Raw genomic sequence first — 19,496 nt, 5'->3', positions numbered from 1 at the left:
ATTGAAACCCTCATCGATCAGAACAACAGTATCATCCGTATATCCGACAACGGCTCCGGTTTGAGCGAGGGTACACTTGAGCAGCTATTCCAACCTTTCTTCACGACCAAAGACAGCGGAATGGGCTTGGGACTTTCTCTGTCGCAGAGGATAGTAGAACGCGTCAATGGAGTGCTCTCGGCGTCGAACAAGAACGGCGCGGTGTTCACGGTAACACTGCCAAAATTAGACATCGCGCCTATATTGACCTTCCCTACAACGAAGGCCGCATGAGCTCGACGAGTGTCTGTCTTGTCGCGAAGTGATCTCCGGAAGCAAATATGGAAATGAGATCAACATCATCCAGTCAGGAGATTACCTCATTCTGACGTTGTCATAACATTTTGCCGTTCACTGCAATTCTTACAATTTGCGATAGGCCATAGGCTCTGCCTCAACAGACAAATCGATTTGGACGCTGAGCGGTATACAATTGTACAAGCGGCTCAACTCTGCGGATAATGACTTATTGGTTGGCCGTCTTTCTTGCAAATTGCACCGCGTGCAATGAACGGAACCGAGAAGGTGGCATGCCCTTCAGCGTCAGAAACTGGCGATTAAAATTCGAAAGGTTATTGAAGCCAACTTCGTAGCAAATGTCCGTCACCGTCATGTGCTCCTCGCTCGTCAATAGCTGGCAAGCCAGATTGATCCTCAAGCGGTTTACATAATGCACCGGAGTCATACCTGTGTGCCGGCGAAAAGCCATCGAGAACGCACTGGCACTCTGCTCGGCAATAGCCGCGAGGCTAATTTCTTTGCCAAACGTCGTCAGATTTTCAGAGATATAGGACAGCACCTTGTTCATTGAGCTGGACATATAGCCGGAAGGATCTGGCATGTACGCATGACTTGCCAATTGCCTTCGCTCCCGAGCATTGATCAATTTGTCAATAATGCTCATAAATTGCGCAATACGGCGTGCTCCACTTGCATCGAGCAGTTCCAGGAGCAAGGGCCCCACAGCGAATCCAGTTTCGGTATCAAACAACAGGCCGCGCGGACTTTCATCCAACAATACCTTGAAAACAGATAGCTCTGGCATCAATTCTATCGTGTTTTCCATAAACTTCTGAGTAAATTGAACAACTAAATCACGCGTGTCGATAATTTGATCGTCTGGAATATTGCTTATCCAGTTGTGTGGCAAGTTCGGTCCCGTCAACACCAGGTTGCCCGGTTCAAATTCGCCGATAAAATCCCCGACGAAATAGTAACCCGTTGTCTCTGTTATCAGATGGATTTCATATTGAGGATGGAAGTGCCATCTGACTGTATGATAGGGGTAGCCGTGTGACAAAGTCCTGAATGCTTCGCCGCGATTCATCTGCACGACTTCAAGATCCGGTCGCATCGACCTTCCTCCCAATGCAAAGTCTATTGATTAATGCACATTGCCAGATAAGGCCATCAACCAAAAGACCTTTCCCGTCACAGAAGAGCTAACCTGACATCCCTCAGTGGATATCCCTGATGGCCTGATTGGCGACTGGACCAAGCGCTCAGTGTTCTGAATCATGGTTATTATGTAATATCATTCAGCCTTCATGTAGTGCAATTGGAGTTTATAGTATTGACCACCTGGAGTTCCGGGCTTTTCTTTTATGGAAGCTTGGGGTATTCCGCATCCATGACGGAGAGGTCATTTCAGCCACGGCGCATAGCCAGCCGATAGACAATGCTTTGTGAAGAGATGGCATGATGCCCTGCGCGAACATATGCGCGGCGATGCTTGGGCTATGACTAGAAAGTATGGAAATGGAACACGGGGTTGACGGTGCCGGACTCGATAAGGGCGCGGCAAAGAATGCAAGTAATCAGTCTGGAACAACGGCTGGGTTCGGAAGTGCTGATACGACGGTGAAAAACACCCCCGCTTCCGGAATTGCCGCACACGCTCAGATTCTGACGGGTGCCGATTTTGCGCATGAAGGACGGCCAGGCGAGCGCCTTGACAAGTTCTTCGAACAGCTCGCTGTGGCATATGATTTGTCACCGGCCGTGATCTCTGAGGGCCGTGTCTGGTCGTATCGTGAACTGAACAAGCGCGCCAACCAGTTTGCCCGCATCCTCGTTGACCGGGGTGTGCGACCGGGCGACCGGGTGGGACTCCTTCTCGACCGATCCGCCGAGACCTACGTTACCTTGCTCGCTGTGATGAAGGCGGGAGCAGCCTTCGTTCCGCTTGCTACGGCTTTTCCTGAAGAGCGCATGAAGCTCATCATCGAAGACGCCGGTGTTGGGCTGCTTGTTTCCATCGCGGCCTATTCGTCCCGGGTCGAACAGCTGCCTGTACCCAACGTACTGATCGATAGCGTTGCCGCGGAAATCACGGCAATGTCTGACAAGCCATTGCCATCAACGGCTGTGACCTCCACATCCGACGATGTCTGCTATATTCTCTACACTTCAGGAACCACTGGCAGACCCAAGGGCGTGGTCATCACGCATCAGAGTATTTGCAATTTTGTGCGGGTCGCTGCGGCATCCTATGGGTACCGGCCAGAAGACCGCGTTTACCAGGGCATGACCATTGCCTTCGATTTCTCGGCGGAAGAAATCTGGGTGCCGTTTGTCGCCGGTGCAACGGTGGTGCCTGCACCGGGCCCGCTGACACTGGTGGGCGAGGAGCTTGCCGATTTTCTTCGGACGAATGACGTTACCTGCATGGCCTGCAGCCCGACACTGCTTTCCTCCATAGAGAGCGACGTACCGACTTTGCGGGCGCTACTGGTGGGCGGTGAGGCGTGCTCCCACAACCTTGTGGTGCGCTGGTCGAAGCCCGGCCGCCAAATCCTCAACACCTATGGCCCGACCGAAGCCACTGTTACAGCAACAATGGGTATACTCACGCCGGATAGGCCCGTGACGATCGGCGCTCCACTCCCCACCTACTCTATTGTCGTCCTTGATCCGACGATACCGGCACTTGCTGAGCCCGGAGAATTGGGTGAAATCTGCATTGCCGGCATCGGACTTGCTGTGGGCTATCTCAACAGGCCTGATCTGACCGAACAGAAGTTCATCCCCGATTTCATTGGCCTGCCGAACAACCCATCGAAGCGCATTTATCGGACGGGCGACCTTGGCCGGATCAATGACGGCCAAGAGATTGAATATCACGGCCGTATAGACACGCAGGTAAAAATTCGCGGCTATCGCATCGAACTCGGAGAGATCGAAGCGGTATTGCTGGATCAGCCAGAGATTGCACAGGCGGCTGTCACAACCTGGGAAATTGAACCGGGTCGCGTGGAACTCGTGGCTTATTATGCACCCAAGACGGGGTTGCCAAAAATCTCCCGTGCTGACATTGCCCGGGAGCTGAAACGGCGCTTGCCCGATTATATGGTGCCTTCCTATCTGGAAGAACTGTCAGCAATTCCGATGACAGTTGCCAACAAGACAGATACGCGTCAGCTTCCGAAACCAACAAGCGTTCGACTTTCGGCCGAGCGAACGATCGTACCACCCGGCAATGACGACGAACGTTTTCTGGGTGTGGCGCTGGCCGAAGTGCTAAAATTCGATGAGGTGTCCATGGAGGACAACTTCTTCGACGATCTTGGTGCCAATTCTCTGCTCATGGCCCGCTTCTGTGCGCGCGTGCGTACCAGAAAAGAATGGGCGACGGCGTCCATGCGGGATATCTACCTCTACCCGACGGTGGCACGCCTCGCGCAACATCTGCGTATCCCTGAGGAAATGACGACTGCCACCAATGAGCGCGTTCTTACGCACCGGGCGTCGAACATTGCCTATTGGACCTGCGGAATGGCGCAGCTGCTATTTTACGGGCTCTATAGTTATATAGGCTTGTGGGCATTCAATCGTGGGCTCAACTGGACCTACGACAAACTCGACGAACCGCTGCAACTGTATCTGCGTTGCGTGCTGCTCTCAGGGGGCGTCTTCTTCGGAATGTCGGGCGTTGCAATCATCGCGAAATGGGCACTCGTAGGCCGGTGGAAGCCGGAAGCGTTTCCCATCTGGGGCTTGCGTTACTACCGGTTTTGGGTCGTTCAAACGTTGATCCGCACGGCGCCTGTCGTTCTGTTCCGCGGCAGCCCGCTTTACAGCATCTATCTGCGTCTCCTTGGAGCCAAGCTCGGGCGAAACACTGTCATAGAATGCCGCACTGTGCCCGTTTGCACGGATCTCATATCCATTGGCGACAACACGATCCTGCGCAAGGAATCGATGATACTCGGCTATCGCGCTCAAGCCGGCTATATCCATACGGGCCCGCTGACCATCGGCCACGATGCGTTCGTCGGTGTGGGATCGACGCTCGACATCAACACCAAAATGGGCGACCGTGCCCAGCTTGGCCATGCATCCTCGCTTCAGCAGGGACAGAACATTCCTGATGGCGCGCACTGGCATGGATCACCAGCCGTGCCAACGACGGCAGAATATTGCAAAGTCCGCAATGTGAATTCCTCCAATGTCAGGCGCGTCCTTTATGAAGCGGTTCAACTTGTGGGCCTGTTTGCTTTTGTTACGCCTGTACCGCTCCTGTTCCACAGCTATTGGCAGAATGTCAGCGACGATTATCAGGAGACAATAGGTATTGTTGCAATCGGGACCACCGTCACGCTATTTGGATATATCGCTATAGCCCTGTTCTCGGCACTTGTGGTGCCTCGCTTGTTCAGTGTGGTTTTGAAATCTGGCCGAGCCTACACCCTTTACGGCTTCCGTTACTGGCTGCAGACTGTTGTCGAGTTCAGTAGTAATTCCCGCGTCCTTAATATCCTGTTCGGCGACAGCTCCGCGATCGTCCACTACATCCGTGCCATTGGCTGGAACCTCAACAAGGTTGTGCAAACAGGTTCCAATTTTGGCAGCAATCAACAACACGAAAATCCTCTCCTGTGCGAGATAGGCAGCCAAACCATGGTGTCGGACGGCCTGTTTATGATCAACATGCACAAATCAGCCTCAGCATTCCGGCTTGAACATACAAAGATTGGCGAGCGTAACTATCTGGGCAACAATATCTATTATCCGTCAGACGGTCGAACCGGCGACAACTGCCTGCTCGGCACCAAAGTGATGATCCCCATTGACGGACCGATCCGCGAAAATGTGGGGCTTCTGGGCTCACCTTCCTTTGAAATCCCACGTATGGTGAACCGGGACAAGGAACTCATAGCTGGCATCAGTGAGGATGAACGCCGTAGCCGCCTGATATTCAAGAACCGCTACAATGCAGTGACTGCACTTCTGTTTCTGGCGGCTCAATGGGTCATGTTATTTGCCACATTGGTTATTTGGGATCGGGCGCTGAACTATTATACCGAATGGGCAGAGGTCGCGCTTTTCGTCGCCGTACTCCTGACGTCGGCGATCACCATTCCTTTCTATGTTCTGCTTGAGCGGGCAAGTCTTGGTTTTGGCAAGCTGAAACCACAGATGACGACGATCTATGATGCTCCTTTCTGGCACCATGAACGCCATTGGAAACTGTCGGATTCGCCCATTACCCGCCTGTTTGGGGGTACTCCATTCCGGCCAATGATCTTACGCCTGTTGGGCGTCAAGGTCGGCAAGAGGGTTTATGATGGCGGCAGCAACCTGACCGAGCGCTCACTGGTGAAAATCGGCGATGACACCACCCTCAATGAAGGTTGCGTCATTCAGGCCCATTCGCTGGAAGAAGGTGCATTCAAGTCCGACTTCATCCGGATCGGCAAGGGTTGTACGCTGGGCCCTGCTGCTTTTGTTCACTACGGTGTCGTGATGGGCGAGGGATCGATGGTCGACGTCGACTCATTCGTGATGAAGGGTGAAGTGCTGGAACCAAACTCCATATGGCGGGGCAACCCGGCCAAGCTGCATCGGTTCGTCACTCCAGTTTTCAATAGCGGCTCCAAGACATCCGCTTGACTGGAAAGCTGGTCGTGTCATGTAGATCAATGAACCGAGAAATTGGATCGGAGATTGCACCTTGGCAGCCCAGCAGAAAACCGCGGAAGTCCATCTAGAGCCTGTGACCGAGGCCAATCGTGCCTTGGTTACATCTCTGATGCTCGCCCCGGACCAGTTGAGTTTTGTTGCGACTAATTCGGATTCACTGGACGAGGCCGCTCTTGACGAAGATGCACGACCACGCGTTGTGATAACGGAAAATCGCGTGATCGGTTTCCTGATGTACGAAGCGCCCGAAGACGATGATGAGGCACGGATATATCGTTTCATGATCGATCGTGCCCATCAGGGCAGAGGCTATGGTAAAGCTGCCCTGAGAGAAGCGCTGGCGGAAATCCGGAGCCTCGGCCATGTGCGGCATGTTTCGATTTGCTATGCTCCTGAGAATGAAGGCGCGCGGCAGCTCTATCGCGCCGCTGGCTTTATAGAAGAAGGGCTGGACGAGGACGGAGAAATGATTGCCGATCTGGTCCTGCCCGCATAATGGACAATCAATGACGCGGGACGGTCGACGCCGGGCTTGATCGCTACTGTACCCTTGGTCTTACGCCCCCGCAGGCTTATCCGGCCCCGGGTCGCCACCAGCCGCAGCCACGGTCAGACGGCTCAGATAATGATTCCAGCCCTTTTCGTGGTTTGCACGCTCCGTATCGTTGGGTAGTCCGCTATGGGTGAACCGCACCAAAGTTCCCCCGTCTTTCTCGATAAGATCGATCTCGACCAGGCTCGAACCCGGCGGCACATCCTGGCTTCCCTCCCAACCGAAGCTGTAGGCGAGGCGATGAACCGGGATTACCTCGGTGAACTGGCCGCGCGCTGTCATGGCGTCACGCATGCTAAGCAGATAGATGCCCCCAGGGTGCGGCTCAATGGTTGCTTTCGTGCCCATCCAGCGCAAAATCTTGTCGGGATCAGTGAGGAAGGCAAAGACTGTTGCCTGTGGGGCTGCTATCTCGATTTCATTGCGAAGCGGCTCGGTCATCGGCGGTCTCCTCCCAACAGGACGCAATGCCATTCAAGTATGAGGGCAATGTAAGCCAATCGAGATTTAGCGCAACAAACAAAACCTCGTGACAGGTGCCCGTCACCACTGCATGATGACAGCCATGCAGCTGCCATCCGCTCTCTCCTTTCTGATTGATAACGCGGTTGATATGCCTGACGGCGACGCCTTTCTGACGGCGCTCGCCGTGCGGCTCATGGCCGAGGATATGCCGCTGGTCGGCGGTGCGCTCACTCAAGCAGCGCCCCACCCCGTCATCGAGCAGCGCACCTGGCTGTGGCGAGCGGACACAGGGACAGTCATCGAAGCGCTAGGCTTGGCCAGATCTGCCAATGCTGACCAAAACCATATCGCCCGCAACTGGCTTGAGAGCCTTGGCACCGGCGTCGTACAGGAGGATTTTGCCGGAGGAGCGGGAGCGTCTGATGGTACCATGCTTGGCTGGACTGCGAGCCGACCGTTTACCACAGCTGAATCGGAACTGCTGCATGAGGTTGCACGCTTTGCCGCCGCACCACTTGCTTTGCTGGCCACGCGCTCAACATTGTCAGCGCTGTTAACGGCTTATCTTGGTCGGCGCAGCGCCACTCAGGTACTGGCCGGCCGCTCCCGGCGCGAACCCGGTGAAACCATTCGAGCCGCCCTGCTTTTTGCTGACCTTCGTGGTTTTACCGAGCTATCGGAATCAACAGAGGCAAAGGAAGTGATCACGGCACTCGATGCCTGGTTCGACCGCATTGCCGGTGCCGTTCATGCCTTCGGCGGTGAAGTGCTGAAGTTTATCGGCGATGGTGTGCTGGCGATCTTTCCAATCGGAGAGCGCGACGCTGCTGCTGCATGCGAAGCGGCACTGCGCGCCGTCGCCGCCGCCCGTGCCGGGATGGATCATCTCAATCGCACCCGTGCCGCGCAGAACGTGCCGCCACTGTCATTCGGCACCGCGCTGCATCTTGGCGAGATGCTATGGGGCAATATTGGCACCGCCGATCGGCTGGATTTCACAGCGATCGGCTCTGCCGTGAATCTGGTGAGCCGGCTCGAAGGCCTGTGCAAACCACTTGGCCATTCGGCGTTGCTATCAGGTAGTTTTGCGGCGCAAATCAGACAACCATTGATCCCGCTCGGCGAGCACTCATTGCGAGGCATCGCTGCGCCTTGTGCGGTGTTTGCGCTGCAATAGCACGGTTAAATTGAACGCCGGTCGCTTAGTATTTCCGTGAGAAAGTTTTGAACATAATCAAGCACCTGCATTCGATCATGCGAGATACCGGGTACGAGATCAAACCGCACTGAGACACCGGCATCTTCGAAGGACCGCCGCAAGGCTGACAACCGTTCCGGGCGGGTACGCCCGGCATCGTTGGCACCCGGCATCCAGTTCACGCTATTTTCAGGGATCGTGATTTCCCATGTTTCCAGATCGGCATCGCCGACGACCATGTGAACGGGAATACGAGCCAGTTTCTCCCGGTCAAAGGTAATACCAAACCGATCTTCAAGATTGCGAATACCCACCCACCAGTCCTTCGAAGGATCAAGGAGGGTAACTGATCCCGGCGCTCCAATGGAAGCCGCCCAGAGCCGCTGCGGATGCAATATCGCAAAACGATGGGTAAAGTGACCGCCACCGGAAAATCCGAACATGGCAAATGTATCCCAGTCCTGTTGATACTTGGCAGCAACCTCCGCCACCATTTCAAGCAGAACCAGATCATAGCGAATATCGCCTTCAATCATGAATTTGTATCCGCTTCGTGCACCATCTCCCCTCACCCCAACCGGGAAAATGGGACAAAGGATGGCGCAGCGGTTCCATCGACCGAATTCGGCAAAACCATCGCGGAAATCCAAAAAAGACGTTCGGCCAGTGCCATGCACCGCCACCAGAAGATCGACTTTCTCGCCATGGCCGACCACGGGAGGAACATAGAGACAATAGTGAAAGCGCGGGTCGGACTTGAGGGCAAAAATCGCTGTACGACCAAGATCGTAGATTGCCTGAGCCCGACCTTCAAATGAAGATGACATGAGATTCCTCGCTATAACAAAACATGGTTTCAATTCCCGCCATGGACTGATTTCCCGCCGACTTCGTCAAAACGCCATCCCAGTTCCACACCGCCATTTTCTGTTCCAAAAAGAGCAGGAATAGCCTGAAGCAGTTTACGGGTGTAATCGTGCTGCGGATTGTCGAAGATGGCATCGCGGCTCCCCTGCTCCACGATCACGCCATTGTTCATGACAATAACCCGATCGGCGATCTGCTCGACAACCGCCAGATCATGACTGATGAACAGGCACGAGAACCCATGCTTTCTTTGCAACTCGGCAAACAGCTTGAGCACCTGCGCACGAACGGTGACATCCAGCGCAGACACCGGCTCATCGGCAATCACGAATTGCGGCCGCCTCACAACCGCCCGGGCGATCGCAACGCGCTGACGCTGGCCACCGGAGAGCTGGTGCGGGAAACGGGAAGCAAACTCTGCAGACAACCCGACTTCATCAAGAACTTCTGCAACGCGCGAGTTCCTCTCTCTGGCGGTTAGATCAGTCGAGCGGCGCAGTGCCTCTCCCACCAGACTGCCAATTGTCATGCGCGGATCGAGTGACGAATAGGGGTCCTGGAACACCATCTGGCAGTTGAGTCTGTAATCAGCATAGTCGCTCGTCGACGTTTGGATCGACTTCCCATTGAACAGAATATCCCCGCCGCTTGGCTTGATAAGCCCGGCAATTGTCCGCCCCAATGTCGTCTTGCCAGAACCCGATCCGCCAACGACAGCGACAACCTCTCCCGGCATGACATTCAAAGTAACCCCGTTGAGCGCGCGTTTTGGATGCCCTTTGCGCAGGAGACTTCGGCGAGCCGCAAAATCCACAACGAGATTGTCGACATTTATCCGTGCAACAGGTGAAACCTCCATGGACCGCGCCGGTATGCGGTGTGGCAAGGCAGACAGCAATTTGCGGGTATAGGGATGCTGCGGCGCGCGAAGCAGATCTTTCGTATCGCCCTGTTCGACGATTTCGCCTTGCGACATTACCACGACACGGTCCGAGTACTTGGCCACCATTGCCAGGTCATGGCTGATCATTAGGACGGCCGTGTTGTTCTCCCGCGTCAGATCGACCATCAACTCGAGCACATCACGCTGGACCACCGCATCCAGCGCAGTCGTTGGCTCATCAGCAATGAGTAGTGCGGGCTTGAGCAGCATCACCGCTGCCAGCATGATACGTTGGCGCATGCCACCGGAGAAATGGTGCGGCATCGCTGCAAGCGCCATTTGCGGATCATTCAGGCCAACGCGGGCAAGCATCTCAACAATCAGCCGATGGCGCTCGCGGCTTGTCAGCCGCCGGTGCAAACGCAACCCCTCTTCCAGCTGACGGCCGATCGTCATTGAAGGATTGAGCGAAGTCATCGGCTCCTGGAAAACCATGCCAACCCGCGCACCACGCAAAGCCTGCAAATCGCGCTTGTGCATGGAGCCCGTATCCCGTCCTTCGAAACTTATCGTTCCGGCGGTGCGGTGTACTGCGGGCGGGTTCAGGGCAATGATCGCGCGGGCGGCCATGGACTTTCCGGACCCGGATTCTCCGACTATTCCAACAATCTCACCCGCCTTTACATTGAAGCTGATGGCTTTGAGGATTTTGATGCCTGTTCGCGTTACTTCTAAAGAGAGTCCGCGCACGTCAAGAAGCGGTGACTTTTCCTGCATCATCATCCCCTCATCCTTGGATCGAGTCTGTCGCGAAGTGCGTCGCCAAGCAGATTGATCCCGAGGAGGGTCAGCGAAATGCAAAGGCCGGGGAAAATGGCAAGCCAGACTGCCTGGGAAATGAATGGCCGCCCACTAGCCAGCATATTGCCCCATGTCGGTGCGGGAGGCGGTACACCAAGACCGAGGAAGCTCAACGCGCTTTCAGCAAGCAGCACCCAACCAAACATGGACGTCGCAAGAACCGTAAGCGGTGCGATACAGTTGGGCAGAATATGCCGGAACATGGTGTAGGCATTCGAATTACCCATGACGCGGGAGGCTTCGATGAATTCCCGTTCCCGCAACGACAGGACATTGCCACGGACAATACGAACAACTGTCGGTGTATAGGCTAATCCAAGAGCCAGAATGATGCCGTATTTATTGGCGCCCACCACCGCGAGCAATCCAAGCGCCAGCAGGATACCGGGAAAGGCGAGCAAAGCGTCGTTGAATGTCATGATGATACGATCGACCCAGCCACGAAAATAACCCGTCAGCATTCCGATCAATGTGCCAGCAGTCACCGCCAGAACAACGGTCAGCAGGCTTATCCAGAAGCTGGTTGCAGCACCGGCGAGCAACCGGCTGAGCACATCACGGCCAAACTCATCCGTCCCCAACCAATGGGCTGCACTTGGCCCGGCAAGTCTGAGTTTGAAATTCAGACCAAGCGGATCGTAGGGCGTCCAGACCGCACCCATAAATGCTCCGGTCAGAAGCGTCCCGACAAGGGCGCTGCCTAGAAGCGCATTGGGAGCAAGATTTCTCATTCTGCGGTCACCCTCGGATCGAATATGGGATAGAGCAGATCGACAACGAGGTTTACCAGCACGTAAACAGTTGCGATGAGCAGGAGACAGCCTTGGATCACCGGATAATCCCGCGCGAAAATTGCATCGACAAGCAGCCGCCCGAGACCGGGGATCGTGAATACCGTTTCAACCACGGCAATGCCGCCAAGCAGGTTTCCCAGAACAATGCCGATAAGGGTCCATGTCGGGCCAAAAGCGTTCTTGAAGGCATGACGCCAGAGGACAGCGGATTCCGAGAGGCCCTTGGCTCGGGCATGGGTAATATATTCAAGCTGCATGACCTCAAGTGTCGAAGCACGCGCCATGCGCAAAATCACACCGATCTCGTGCAGGAAGAGTGTCACCACGGGCAGGATGATATAGAGCAATCCTTGTGGAAGATTCTGGGACATGGAGACGTAACCGAGCACAGGCAGCCAGCCCAGTTTCAATCCGAAGAACAACAGCAGAAGCAGGCCCATCCAGAATGCCGGGATGGAGAGCAGAAGCGTTGCCCCGCCCACCAAAGCCACATCTGTGAGGCTGTTCTGTCGCCATGCGGCGATCATGCCTGCCGGGACGGCAACAATGCTGGCAAGAAATACAGCAATCAGAACGATCTCCGCACTGATGCGCAATCGCGCCAGCATGAGAGGCAAAACCTCCTGCTGGTTGGTGATCGACCGGCCAAAATCCCCATGCAATATATTGCCGAGCCAGATTGCAAACTGGGTCGGAATGCTTTGATCAAGCCCCAACCGCGCTCGCAAATCTGCAAGACTGGCCGGGTCGGCAAGATCACCCAGCATCAATGCAGCTGGATCGCCGGGAATAAGCCGGATGAGAAAGAAAACGGACACCGCCACAATAAACAATGTCGGGATAGCCGTACCAACTCGGGTGAGCGCGAACTTCAACATGCTGGCCTCTCAGACGTATCGAACCAGAGTGACTATTGCTCGACACTGAGTTCCCAAAGACGAAGCTTCGCCTGCCAGGCGGGTGTGCCCTTCAAACGCTTGCTGCTGACGGTTTCACCGGTTCCATTGCAGTAGATGATCAAAGGGACATCATGCAGGAGCTGTTTGTGAAGCTGGTCAAATATGCCTTGCCGTTGCGTTTGATCGGATATCTCCATGGCTTTGGCGATAAGCCCGAGTGCCTCCGGATTGTCCCAGACTTTTCGTGGCTGTTTGTCTTTCGGGCCGGAGAACTGTTCAAAGCTCAGCGCGGGATCGAGACGCGCCGAGTATGAGAAAGACATCATCTGGTATTTGCCGGAATTGTACCGGTCGAGCTGCGTTGACCAATCCAGAACCTCAATTCGGACATTGATGCCAACGGCCTGAAGCATTGCTTGTGCAACGACCGCCGCATCAAAGCTTGGTGCCGTGGGGCGTTTATTGGCGATGATGGTGATTTCTTCGCCCTTATATCCGGCCTTGGCAAGCAGTTCTGCTACCTTAGTTGGATCAGGCGTAAAAGCCTCTTTCTGGGTATCGCTATAATATCGCGATCCCGGAAAAATCGCGGAATTATTAGGCTGACCGCTTCCATTGGTGGCCTGTGCGACCAATGTCGGAAGATCCAGTGCCGCAGCAATAGCCTGCCGCAATTCCACTTTTGAAAGCAGCGGATCTTTGGTCTGCATCAGAAATGTGTGCTTTGAGGCCTCTGCTCCTGCGGTCACCACAAAGTTCGGGTTGGCGGAGAATTCGGGAATGTCCGTACTCAGAACCGATGCGATATCCAGCGCGCCGGACAACAGGCCAGCTTTCACCGTTGCAGGGTCAGGCACGACGAGAAATTTGATTTCCTTGATCAAAGGTCGCTTTGCGCCGATATAGCCATCCGCCTTTTCTCCCGCAGGCGAGGTGTAGTTTTCAAACGCATCAAGGGTGATGTATTCGCCGCGCTTCCAGTCGCCGAACTTATAGGGCCCGGTGCCGATGGGTTTATCCCAGCTTCCATCAGCTTTCACTGAAGCCTTCTGCAAAATGGCTGTCATTCCACAGTCAGTGCGTGCCAGTGTATCCAGGAAAATGGCGCTGGGGTGATTGATTTTCATGACAATCGTTTGCGGATCAGACGCAGTCACGGACTCGACCTTGAGCCCATTGCGGCCGTCAAACTCCGGCAAACACCGCCACTCTGTTTTGGGGTCCATGTAACGGGACCAGTTCCAGAGCACATCATCAGCGGTGAGCGCTTCTCCATTATGGAACGTCACGCCAGATCTCAGTTTGAACGTATAGGTCAGCCCATCAGGCGACAGCTGGTAATCCTGCGCGAGAAGTGGACCGACGGTACCGTCTTCCTTGTATCCGACCAACCCTTCGACCGTATGCAGGACCACAGCGTCAGTATAGTCGTCACGGTTTACCCCGGGATTGGAGCTGCGAATATCAGCCGGAATTGCAGCTGTGATTGATTGGGCGGCGGCAGGCGCCGCGGACAGCCCCAACAATAGAGAAACCAAAATAGCATTCTTCATGTTCTGAACCCCATTATTCATCCGGACTTAGTGTCCGGTGGTTGAAGAAAGAAAACCTTGATCGGCTACGCGGCTGCGATTTGAACCGGGTCCACCGTGAGGCTGTAACGCGTGAAATTGCGGTTGATAGCAGGCAGACAGGCGACCTCCATCGTGCCACTTGCCGGGTGCATGATGACCATTGCGACCGTGGCTGAAAGATTGCCCTCGGTGTTCAATCTTGGTGGCCTGCACACGGCGTAGGGCGTCAGGAAGTCATCGAAAAATGCACGCTTCATATCAGCGATGCCAAGCTTCGGCCCCGCTTCCTCCAGAATCTTGCGCACGCGCCAATCGCGGTAGGGGCTTTCCGGTACATGGGGCAAGCCTGTGTCCTTGAGTTTCGAGAGCGCGACTGGGCTGGTCCAATGGTTTGCATGAACGACAAGACCGTCCGTCGGCAATATCTGGAAAACCTCGTCGGGTGCGCATTCCAGATCAATCGCAAAACCTGCGCTTGTAGAAAGGATCATATTGTTGGAACAGGCCTTCGGAGTGCCTGCAACCGCGCGCATCGCAAGCGCGAAATGTTCCTGTTCCAATGCCTTGCGGCGGATCAGCGCCAGAGGAACACCCTGCTGCCTGTAGTCGCGATCCGATTCAAGATAGTTTGCAGTGATGCAAACGCCTGAACTATTCATGCCGTTTCGGGCAAGTCCGCCCGCTTCAACGAATGTCAGAAAATCCGGCCCGTCATCCTGCAGCACGCGAAGAACAATTGCAGTCTCGGCGCATTCGGTCTTCCAGTCCCAATTCTGACCATGAATGAGCGTACCGTCCGCACTTCGCTCGGGCAATATGACCGCCCCTGTGCAGCCGTCATCAATCTCATCTTCCTCATCGAGCGGAGCGTTCTTTTCCAGACGCGCCTTCGCGATCACTTCGGTGCGGGCATTGATCATGACAATGTCCTCAAAATCCACACCGGCACCTTCGGCTATACCGCGCATCTCTTCGACATAATGCGCGCCGAAATTTGCAATCTCCCCGGCAAACTCCTGGATAAGCCGCGTCTTTTCGGCTGAGCTGTAACCCAGCTTGGCAAGCTGATCGCCATACAGCGCAACGCTGATCTTCACACGTTCCGGCACCGCAGCGCCATACTGACGGCCGCGCTCAAACGGCGTTCCGGAAACGGTTACAAATGGAAAGGATGTTGGATAAGAACTCATCATTCAACCTTGTACTGTATTTTGGTTTAATTACGTACAGTTTAATACAGGATGATTGCGTGTCAATTGGCTTTTGTGCAAAAATAAGCCTGTGATGAAATGGAGCCCATGTTGACAGCAAGTGATCTGCAGATAGAAATCGCCCGTCAGATCGTTTCCTTGGCTTCGTCAGAGCGTTGGCCAGTGGGAGAGCGTGTATCCGACTTTGCGTTGGCCAAAAGGCTGGGCGTCTCGCGATCGCCGATAAGATCAGCTCTAGCGCTGCTGGCGAGCCGCGGGGTTCTGGCTCACGCAGCTGGCCGGGGATATATTCTGGCCCTGTTGCCGGATGGAAACGGCGGTATCGACGGTATCGCTCCACCATCGGAACTGGAAGATATTCACAAACGGCTTATGGCCGATCGTGCAACGGGCGCAATCCCCGTTGAAGTATCGGAAACACTGCTTGCCGAGCGCTACAACTCCACGCGGGGAACCATTCGCAAGGTGCTTTTGCGATTTGCGGCAGAAGGTCTGGTGCAGCGTCAAAGGGGACATGGCTGGGCTTTTGCCGAAAGCCTAGATACTGATCAGGTCGAAGAAGAAAGCTATCAGTTTCGCATGATTCTGGAATGCGGTGCTTTACGGCATCCCGGATTTAAAGCGGACAAGGAGCAACTGGCATCAATCCGGGCTGCGCAGGCTGAAATCATGCGCATTCCCGCCGCATCGGTTCAGCGGGATCAATGGTTCAATGTCAATGCATCGTTTCACGAGGCACTGGCAATCTGGTCAGGCAACCGCTTTCTCGTACAGGCCGTTCGCCAGCAAAACAGCCTCCGGCGGATTACCGAATATGCCTATTTTGAACGGCTGGCTTATGACCGCATTCGCCAAGTCTGCGTCGAGCACATTGCAATCCTCGACGCTCTTTCTGAAAACGATGTGGTCTTTGCCGAGGCTCTCTTGCGCCGTCACATCGAAGGCGCAAGCCGCTATGAAGTGGAGTGAGCGCAATTCCGGGCAGTCTCAATGGCCGGGATGAAGCGCATCGTTCAAATACATGCATGCGAGCATGGCAAAGACGTAGGCCTGAATGAACGACATCAGGAGTTCGAGGCCGGTTAAAGCGACGGTCATTGCCAATGGCAATACGGCAGCGAGAATTCCCAGTCCGCCCATCCCTACAAGCTCCGCCACAAAGCCCGAGAACACTTTCAACGTGATGTGCCCGGCAAGCATTACCGCAAAGAGGCGAACAGAATGGCTGAGTGGGCGCGACAGGTAAGAGATAATTTCAATAGGGATAATGATTGGAGCGAGTGCGATTGGCACACCATCCGGCATGAATAGCCGCAAGAACTTCAGACCATGGCGTAAAAATCCGAAAATTGTAACCGTCAGGAAAACAAGAACCGCCAATGCAAAAGTGACGATGATCTGGCTGGTCACCGTAAATGCATAGGGAAACATCCCAATGAGATTGGCCACCAGAATGAACATGAACAAAGAGAAAATGAACGGGAAAAAGCGCATGCCCTGCTCACCAGCATTCTGCCGAAGCAGACCAGAGACAAATTCGTAAAGTAGCTCGGCGGACGATTGCCAACGACCCGGTACGAGCTTTCGCCTGACCGTTGAAATCATCAGAAATGCACAGGAAATTGTCACGGTCAAAACCATATAGGCTGCCGAATTGGTAAAGCTGAACTCGTAACCCGCAATATCCACGAGACGTACAAGCGGCTTTATCTCGAATTGTTCGATTGGGCCCGCCATTATGACGCCCTCCAGATGAAAGGGCATTCGACGGTGGTATTAGGGAAAGTATGAGGTTGGTCGTACGACACCATCATCTCCTTCAATTGAGATAACGGGGCCGTCCCCAAACGAAACTGCGATACAAGTCGTCCTGTATGGAGGCTTCCTAACTGCCATCCAAAAACAATTCAAGTGCTCAAAAGCGCGCCAACGCAAATGGTGAAAAGAAATCGTCCTTGTCGCTTAAAACCGCTAAACTTAATAAGTTGACCCACCGAAAACTTCACATATGGCCTACGCTATACACAGGAATAACCCAATTTTGTCTGAATAACCTACAACCGAATGTATACTTAAAGTATATGTCACATACCAAAACTTAAAATATTTCACCAAACGAATGTAGTTCAAAATTAATTGCAATATAATTCTGATATTATGGATAATAACTTGATGTATTATACAGTTATCTCATGTCATTTGCCTTCTTAAAAAACCTCACACAATTTGGCGCGAAAATCGCATCGAATACGGCCGCACTGGGGAGTGTTAAAAATGATCCTTGGAAATGATCCGGCTGCATGGGCGCTTATTATCACTCAATTGGCAACAACTCAGACGGCGGCAACATTGCCTGTTAACCCTGAGCGACCGTTGAATCCTGTCACCTGCGAGGAGGCACAGAAGCGGGTTCAGGAAGCAAGGGACGGCAGCCCACTCCTCTCGCCTGAGGAGAACAAACGGGTACTGCATGAGGCCATCAAGAGAGCCGAACAATTATGTAAGTGAGCCCCTCATCCAAGGTAGCAATGAACGCAACTAGATATCCTCTTTGTTCCTCAGAAAGGACTGGATCACTATGTGTAAGTATTGTTCATACCTCGATAACAAAAAGAAACATTTGAGTACTCATTTCAAAGCATCCGACATTTCTACAGCGCAGCAAAGTGGTTGGCTGATGTCGGGGCAGTCAATCCAGCCAGCGGCCGTTATTGTCCCGCAGGCAATTGGAGCGGCATCGCCATCACGTCTCACTGAAACAACCGATGCCGCAGGAAGCACAGCCACGACCTACACACTCGCTATCGGCAAAACAGCGCAGGGCCAGGTTAGCACAACGGGCGACCATGACTGGTTCAAGGTCAATCTGGTTGCTGGACAGACCTATACATTTGCCATGGTTGCAACCGGTATAACCACCGTCCGTCTGGATGACACCTATCTCGTTCTGCGCAACAGCGGCGGCACACAAATCGCTGTTGATGATGATGCAGGACCAGGAACAAATTCAACCATCACTTTCACCGCGACCACATCAGGTACCTATTATCTTGATGCAGGGTCCTACAACAATGGCGGCACCGGGCAATATGGCTTGTCGACCACAACAGGGACCAAGGCCAGCTATGATGAGTTGATGGGTGCAGGTGCCCTGATCAGGCCAGGCGTTTCATGGAGCACACCCGGCACTGCCGCAAATGTTACGTGGGGCGTACGTACAAGCAATTCCGGACAGACCGACGCCTCCGGCAATGCAACCCCCTTTATCGGTCTGACAGCGACGCAAATTACAGCCGTCAAGGCGGCGCTTGCGCAATATTCGGAGGTCGGCAATATCACCTTCACGCAGGTTAATCCCGGCGGGACCACCAACAATGCAACCATGCTGTTTGGTGCTTACAGTTCGAACAGCGATGGCGCCGGCGCCTACGCCAATTATCCGGGAACAACGGCTATTTCCGGCGATGTAAGTCTCAACAACACAAGCGTGTCGACAACATCCATTCCCACCGGAAGCTACAGTGCCTTTGCCATTCTGCATGAGACCGGACATGCGGTAGGTCTGGCTCATCCGGGAGATTACAATGCGGCGCCCGGTCAATCGCTAACCTACGACGCCAATGCCCAGTTCTCGCAAGATGATCAGCAATATTCGGTGATGAGCTATTTTGATGAATCGAACACCACGAGTTCATACAACAGCTATCCCGATACACTGATGCTGTATGATATCCTTGCCGTGCAGCAGCTCTACGGTGCCAATATGACGACCCGTTCAAGCGACACGGTTTATGGGTTCAACACAAATGCTGGCACGATCTATAATTTCAGCGGCAACACCACGCCTGCATTCAGCATATGGGATGGCGGAGGTAACGATACGATCGATGCCTCCGGCTACAGCCAAAATCAGGTCATCAACCTGCATGACGGCACTTTCTCTGATATCGGTGGATTGAAAGGCAATGTGTCCATTGCATTCAATGCGACCATCGAAAACGCCATTGGTGGAAGCGGAGCTGACAGCATCGCCGGCAATGCCATCAGCAACACCCTGACTGGCGGTGCGGGTGCTGACAATTTCTACTTCAAGGACCCGCTCAGCGCTGCTCTCAATGTCGATACAATTACGGATTTCTCCGTGGCCGACGATACAATATGGCTGGACCCGGCAATATTTGCAGCGCTTTCGCCCGGTGGGCCACTCTCGGCAGATGCTTTCCGCATCGG

The 19,496-nt window shown here is 54.1% G+C and carries 15 protein-coding genes; 6 read left to right on the top strand and 9 right to left on the bottom strand.

Going from position 1 to position 19,496, the window contains the following annotated elements:
- The coding region (locus tag AB4Y96_RS25555; RefSeq protein ID WP_441920769.1) for an ATP-binding protein at window positions 1–273 on the top strand (273 nt) is incomplete at its 5' end.
- Between the two features lie 232 nt (window positions 274–505).
- Here AB4Y96_RS25555 and AB4Y96_RS25550 read toward each other — a convergent pair.
- Window positions 506–1,393 (bottom strand): helix-turn-helix domain-containing protein, encoded by an 888-nt coding sequence (locus AB4Y96_RS25550; protein WP_441920768.1) that lies wholly within the window; start codon window positions 1,391–1,393, stop codon window positions 506–508.
- Window positions 1,394–1,791: 398 nt separating this feature from the next.
- Between AB4Y96_RS25550 and AB4Y96_RS25545 the strand changes: the two genes are divergently transcribed.
- Entirely contained in the window at window positions 1,792–5,931 is a 4,140-nt protein-coding gene (locus AB4Y96_RS25545; RefSeq protein ID WP_441920766.1) for a Pls/PosA family non-ribosomal peptide synthetase, read from the top strand.
- A 139-nt stretch (window positions 5,932–6,070) separates the two neighbouring features.
- On the top strand, window positions 6,071–6,457 hold the full coding sequence (locus tag AB4Y96_RS25540; RefSeq protein WP_441920772.1) for a GNAT family N-acetyltransferase: 387 nt from the start codon (window positions 6,071–6,073) through the stop codon (window positions 6,455–6,457).
- 60 nt (window positions 6,458–6,517) lie between these two features.
- Here the strand turns inward: AB4Y96_RS25540 and AB4Y96_RS25535 are convergent, their stop codons facing one another.
- Window positions 6,518–6,955: an SRPBCC family protein gene (locus AB4Y96_RS25535; RefSeq protein WP_441920764.1), complete on the bottom strand. Its 438-nt coding sequence runs from the start codon at window positions 6,953–6,955 to the stop codon at window positions 6,518–6,520.
- A gap of 124 nt (window positions 6,956–7,079) precedes the next feature.
- Here AB4Y96_RS25535 and AB4Y96_RS25530 point away from each other — a divergent pair, with 124 nt between their 5' ends.
- Window positions 7,080–8,156, top strand: coding sequence for an adenylate/guanylate cyclase domain-containing protein (locus AB4Y96_RS25530; RefSeq protein ID WP_441920763.1), 1,077 nt, complete (start codon window positions 7,080–7,082; stop codon window positions 8,154–8,156).
- Between the two features lie 5 nt (window positions 8,157–8,161).
- On the opposite strand, the gene AB4Y96_RS25525 is transcribed toward AB4Y96_RS25530, so the two are convergent.
- The 6 genes from AB4Y96_RS25525 to AB4Y96_RS25500 all read right to left on the bottom strand — a co-directional run bounded on the left by AB4Y96_RS25525 (window position 8,162) and on the right by AB4Y96_RS25500 (window position 15,245).
- Window positions 8,162–9,004 (bottom strand): alpha/beta hydrolase, encoded by an 843-nt coding sequence (locus tag AB4Y96_RS25525; protein WP_441920761.1) that lies wholly within the window; start codon window positions 9,002–9,004, stop codon window positions 8,162–8,164.
- A 29-nt stretch (window positions 9,005–9,033) separates the two neighbouring features.
- Window positions 9,034–10,707 (bottom strand): ABC transporter ATP-binding protein, encoded by a 1,674-nt coding sequence (locus tag AB4Y96_RS25520; protein ID WP_441920771.1) that lies wholly within the window; start codon window positions 10,705–10,707, stop codon window positions 9,034–9,036.
- A complete protein-coding gene (locus tag AB4Y96_RS25515) occupies window positions 10,707–11,519 on the bottom strand; it encodes an ABC transporter permease (protein ID WP_091885724.1) in 813 nt (270 codons plus the stop codon). Before AB4Y96_RS25515 ends, AB4Y96_RS25520 begins: the two co-directional genes overlap by 1 nt.
- Window positions 11,516–12,460 carry an ABC transporter permease gene (locus AB4Y96_RS25510; RefSeq protein WP_441920759.1) on the bottom strand — a complete coding sequence of 315 codons (945 nt, stop codon included), beginning with the start codon at window positions 12,458–12,460 and terminating at the stop codon, window positions 11,516–11,518. Before AB4Y96_RS25510 ends, AB4Y96_RS25515 begins: the two co-directional genes overlap by 4 nt.
- A gap of 32 nt (window positions 12,461–12,492) precedes the next feature.
- Window positions 12,493–14,034, bottom strand: a complete 1,542-nt coding sequence (locus tag AB4Y96_RS25505; protein WP_441920758.1) for an ABC transporter substrate-binding protein — start codon at window positions 14,032–14,034, stop codon at window positions 12,493–12,495.
- Window positions 14,035–14,099: 65 nt separating this feature from the next.
- A complete protein-coding gene (locus AB4Y96_RS25500; RefSeq protein ID WP_441920756.1) occupies window positions 14,100–15,245 on the bottom strand; it encodes a C45 family autoproteolytic acyltransferase/hydolase in 1,146 nt (381 codons plus the stop codon).
- A 108-nt stretch (window positions 15,246–15,353) separates the two neighbouring features.
- On the opposite strand from AB4Y96_RS25500, the gene AB4Y96_RS25495 reads away from it, so the two are divergent.
- The gene (locus AB4Y96_RS25495) at window positions 15,354–16,235 is read left to right on the top strand and encodes a GntR family transcriptional regulator (RefSeq protein ID WP_091885876.1); all 882 of its coding nucleotides are present in this window, start codon (window positions 15,354–15,356) and stop codon (window positions 16,233–16,235) included.
- 18 nt (window positions 16,236–16,253) lie between these two features.
- On the opposite strand, the gene AB4Y96_RS25490 is transcribed toward AB4Y96_RS25495, so the two are convergent.
- A complete protein-coding gene (locus AB4Y96_RS25490) occupies window positions 16,254–17,003 on the bottom strand; it encodes a F0F1 ATP synthase subunit A (RefSeq protein ID WP_441920754.1) in 750 nt (249 codons plus the stop codon).
- 940 nt (window positions 17,004–17,943) lie between these two features.
- Here AB4Y96_RS25490 and AB4Y96_RS25485 point away from each other — a divergent pair.
- On the top strand, window positions 17,944–19,496 hold a 1,553-nt coding region (locus AB4Y96_RS25485; RefSeq protein WP_441920752.1), incomplete at its 3' end, for a M10 family metallopeptidase C-terminal domain-containing protein.

Source organism: Phyllobacterium sp. TAF24 (genome assembly GCF_052113785.1).
Taxonomy (GTDB): Bacteria; Pseudomonadota; Alphaproteobacteria; order Rhizobiales; family Rhizobiaceae; genus Phyllobacterium.
This window is presented reverse-complemented; position numbering and strand designations above follow the sequence as displayed.

Coding starts and splice junctions, on each gene's coding strand:
- AB4Y96_RS25500 (WP_441920756.1), bottom strand. CDS start 15,245: ATGAGTTCTTATCCAACATCCTTTCCATTTGTAACCGTTTCCGGAACG.
- AB4Y96_RS25525 (WP_441920761.1), bottom strand. CDS start 9,004: ATGTCATCTTCATTTGAAGGTCGGGCTCAGGCAATCTACGATCTTGGT.
- AB4Y96_RS25505 (WP_441920758.1), bottom strand. CDS start 14,034: ATGAAGAATGCTATTTTGGTTTCTCTATTGTTGGGGCTGTCCGCGGCG.
- AB4Y96_RS25510 (WP_441920759.1), bottom strand. CDS start 12,460: ATGTTGAAGTTCGCGCTCACCCGAGTTGGTACGGCTATCCCGACATTG.
- AB4Y96_RS25550 (WP_441920768.1), bottom strand. CDS start 1,393: ATGCGACCGGATCTTGAAGTCGTGCAGATGAATCGCGGCGAAGCATTC.
- AB4Y96_RS25530 (WP_441920763.1), top strand. CDS start 7,080: ATGCAGCTGCCATCCGCTCTCTCCTTTCTGATTGATAACGCGGTTGAT.
- AB4Y96_RS25535 (WP_441920764.1), bottom strand. CDS start 6,955: ATGACCGAGCCGCTTCGCAATGAAATCGAGATAGCAGCCCCACAGGCA.
- AB4Y96_RS25515 (WP_091885724.1), bottom strand. CDS start 11,519: ATGAGAAATCTTGCTCCCAATGCGCTTCTAGGCAGCGCCCTTGTCGGG.
- AB4Y96_RS25540 (WP_441920772.1), top strand. CDS start 6,071: ATGCTCGCCCCGGACCAGTTGAGTTTTGTTGCGACTAATTCGGATTCA.
- AB4Y96_RS25545 (WP_441920766.1), top strand. CDS start 1,792: ATGGAAATGGAACACGGGGTTGACGGTGCCGGACTCGATAAGGGCGCG.
- AB4Y96_RS25490 (WP_441920754.1), bottom strand. CDS start 17,003: ATGGCGGGCCCAATCGAACAATTCGAGATAAAGCCGCTTGTACGTCTC.
- AB4Y96_RS25495 (WP_091885876.1), top strand. CDS start 15,354: ATGTTGACAGCAAGTGATCTGCAGATAGAAATCGCCCGTCAGATCGTT.
- AB4Y96_RS25520 (WP_441920771.1), bottom strand. CDS start 10,707: ATGATGCAGGAAAAGTCACCGCTTCTTGACGTGCGCGGACTCTCTTTA.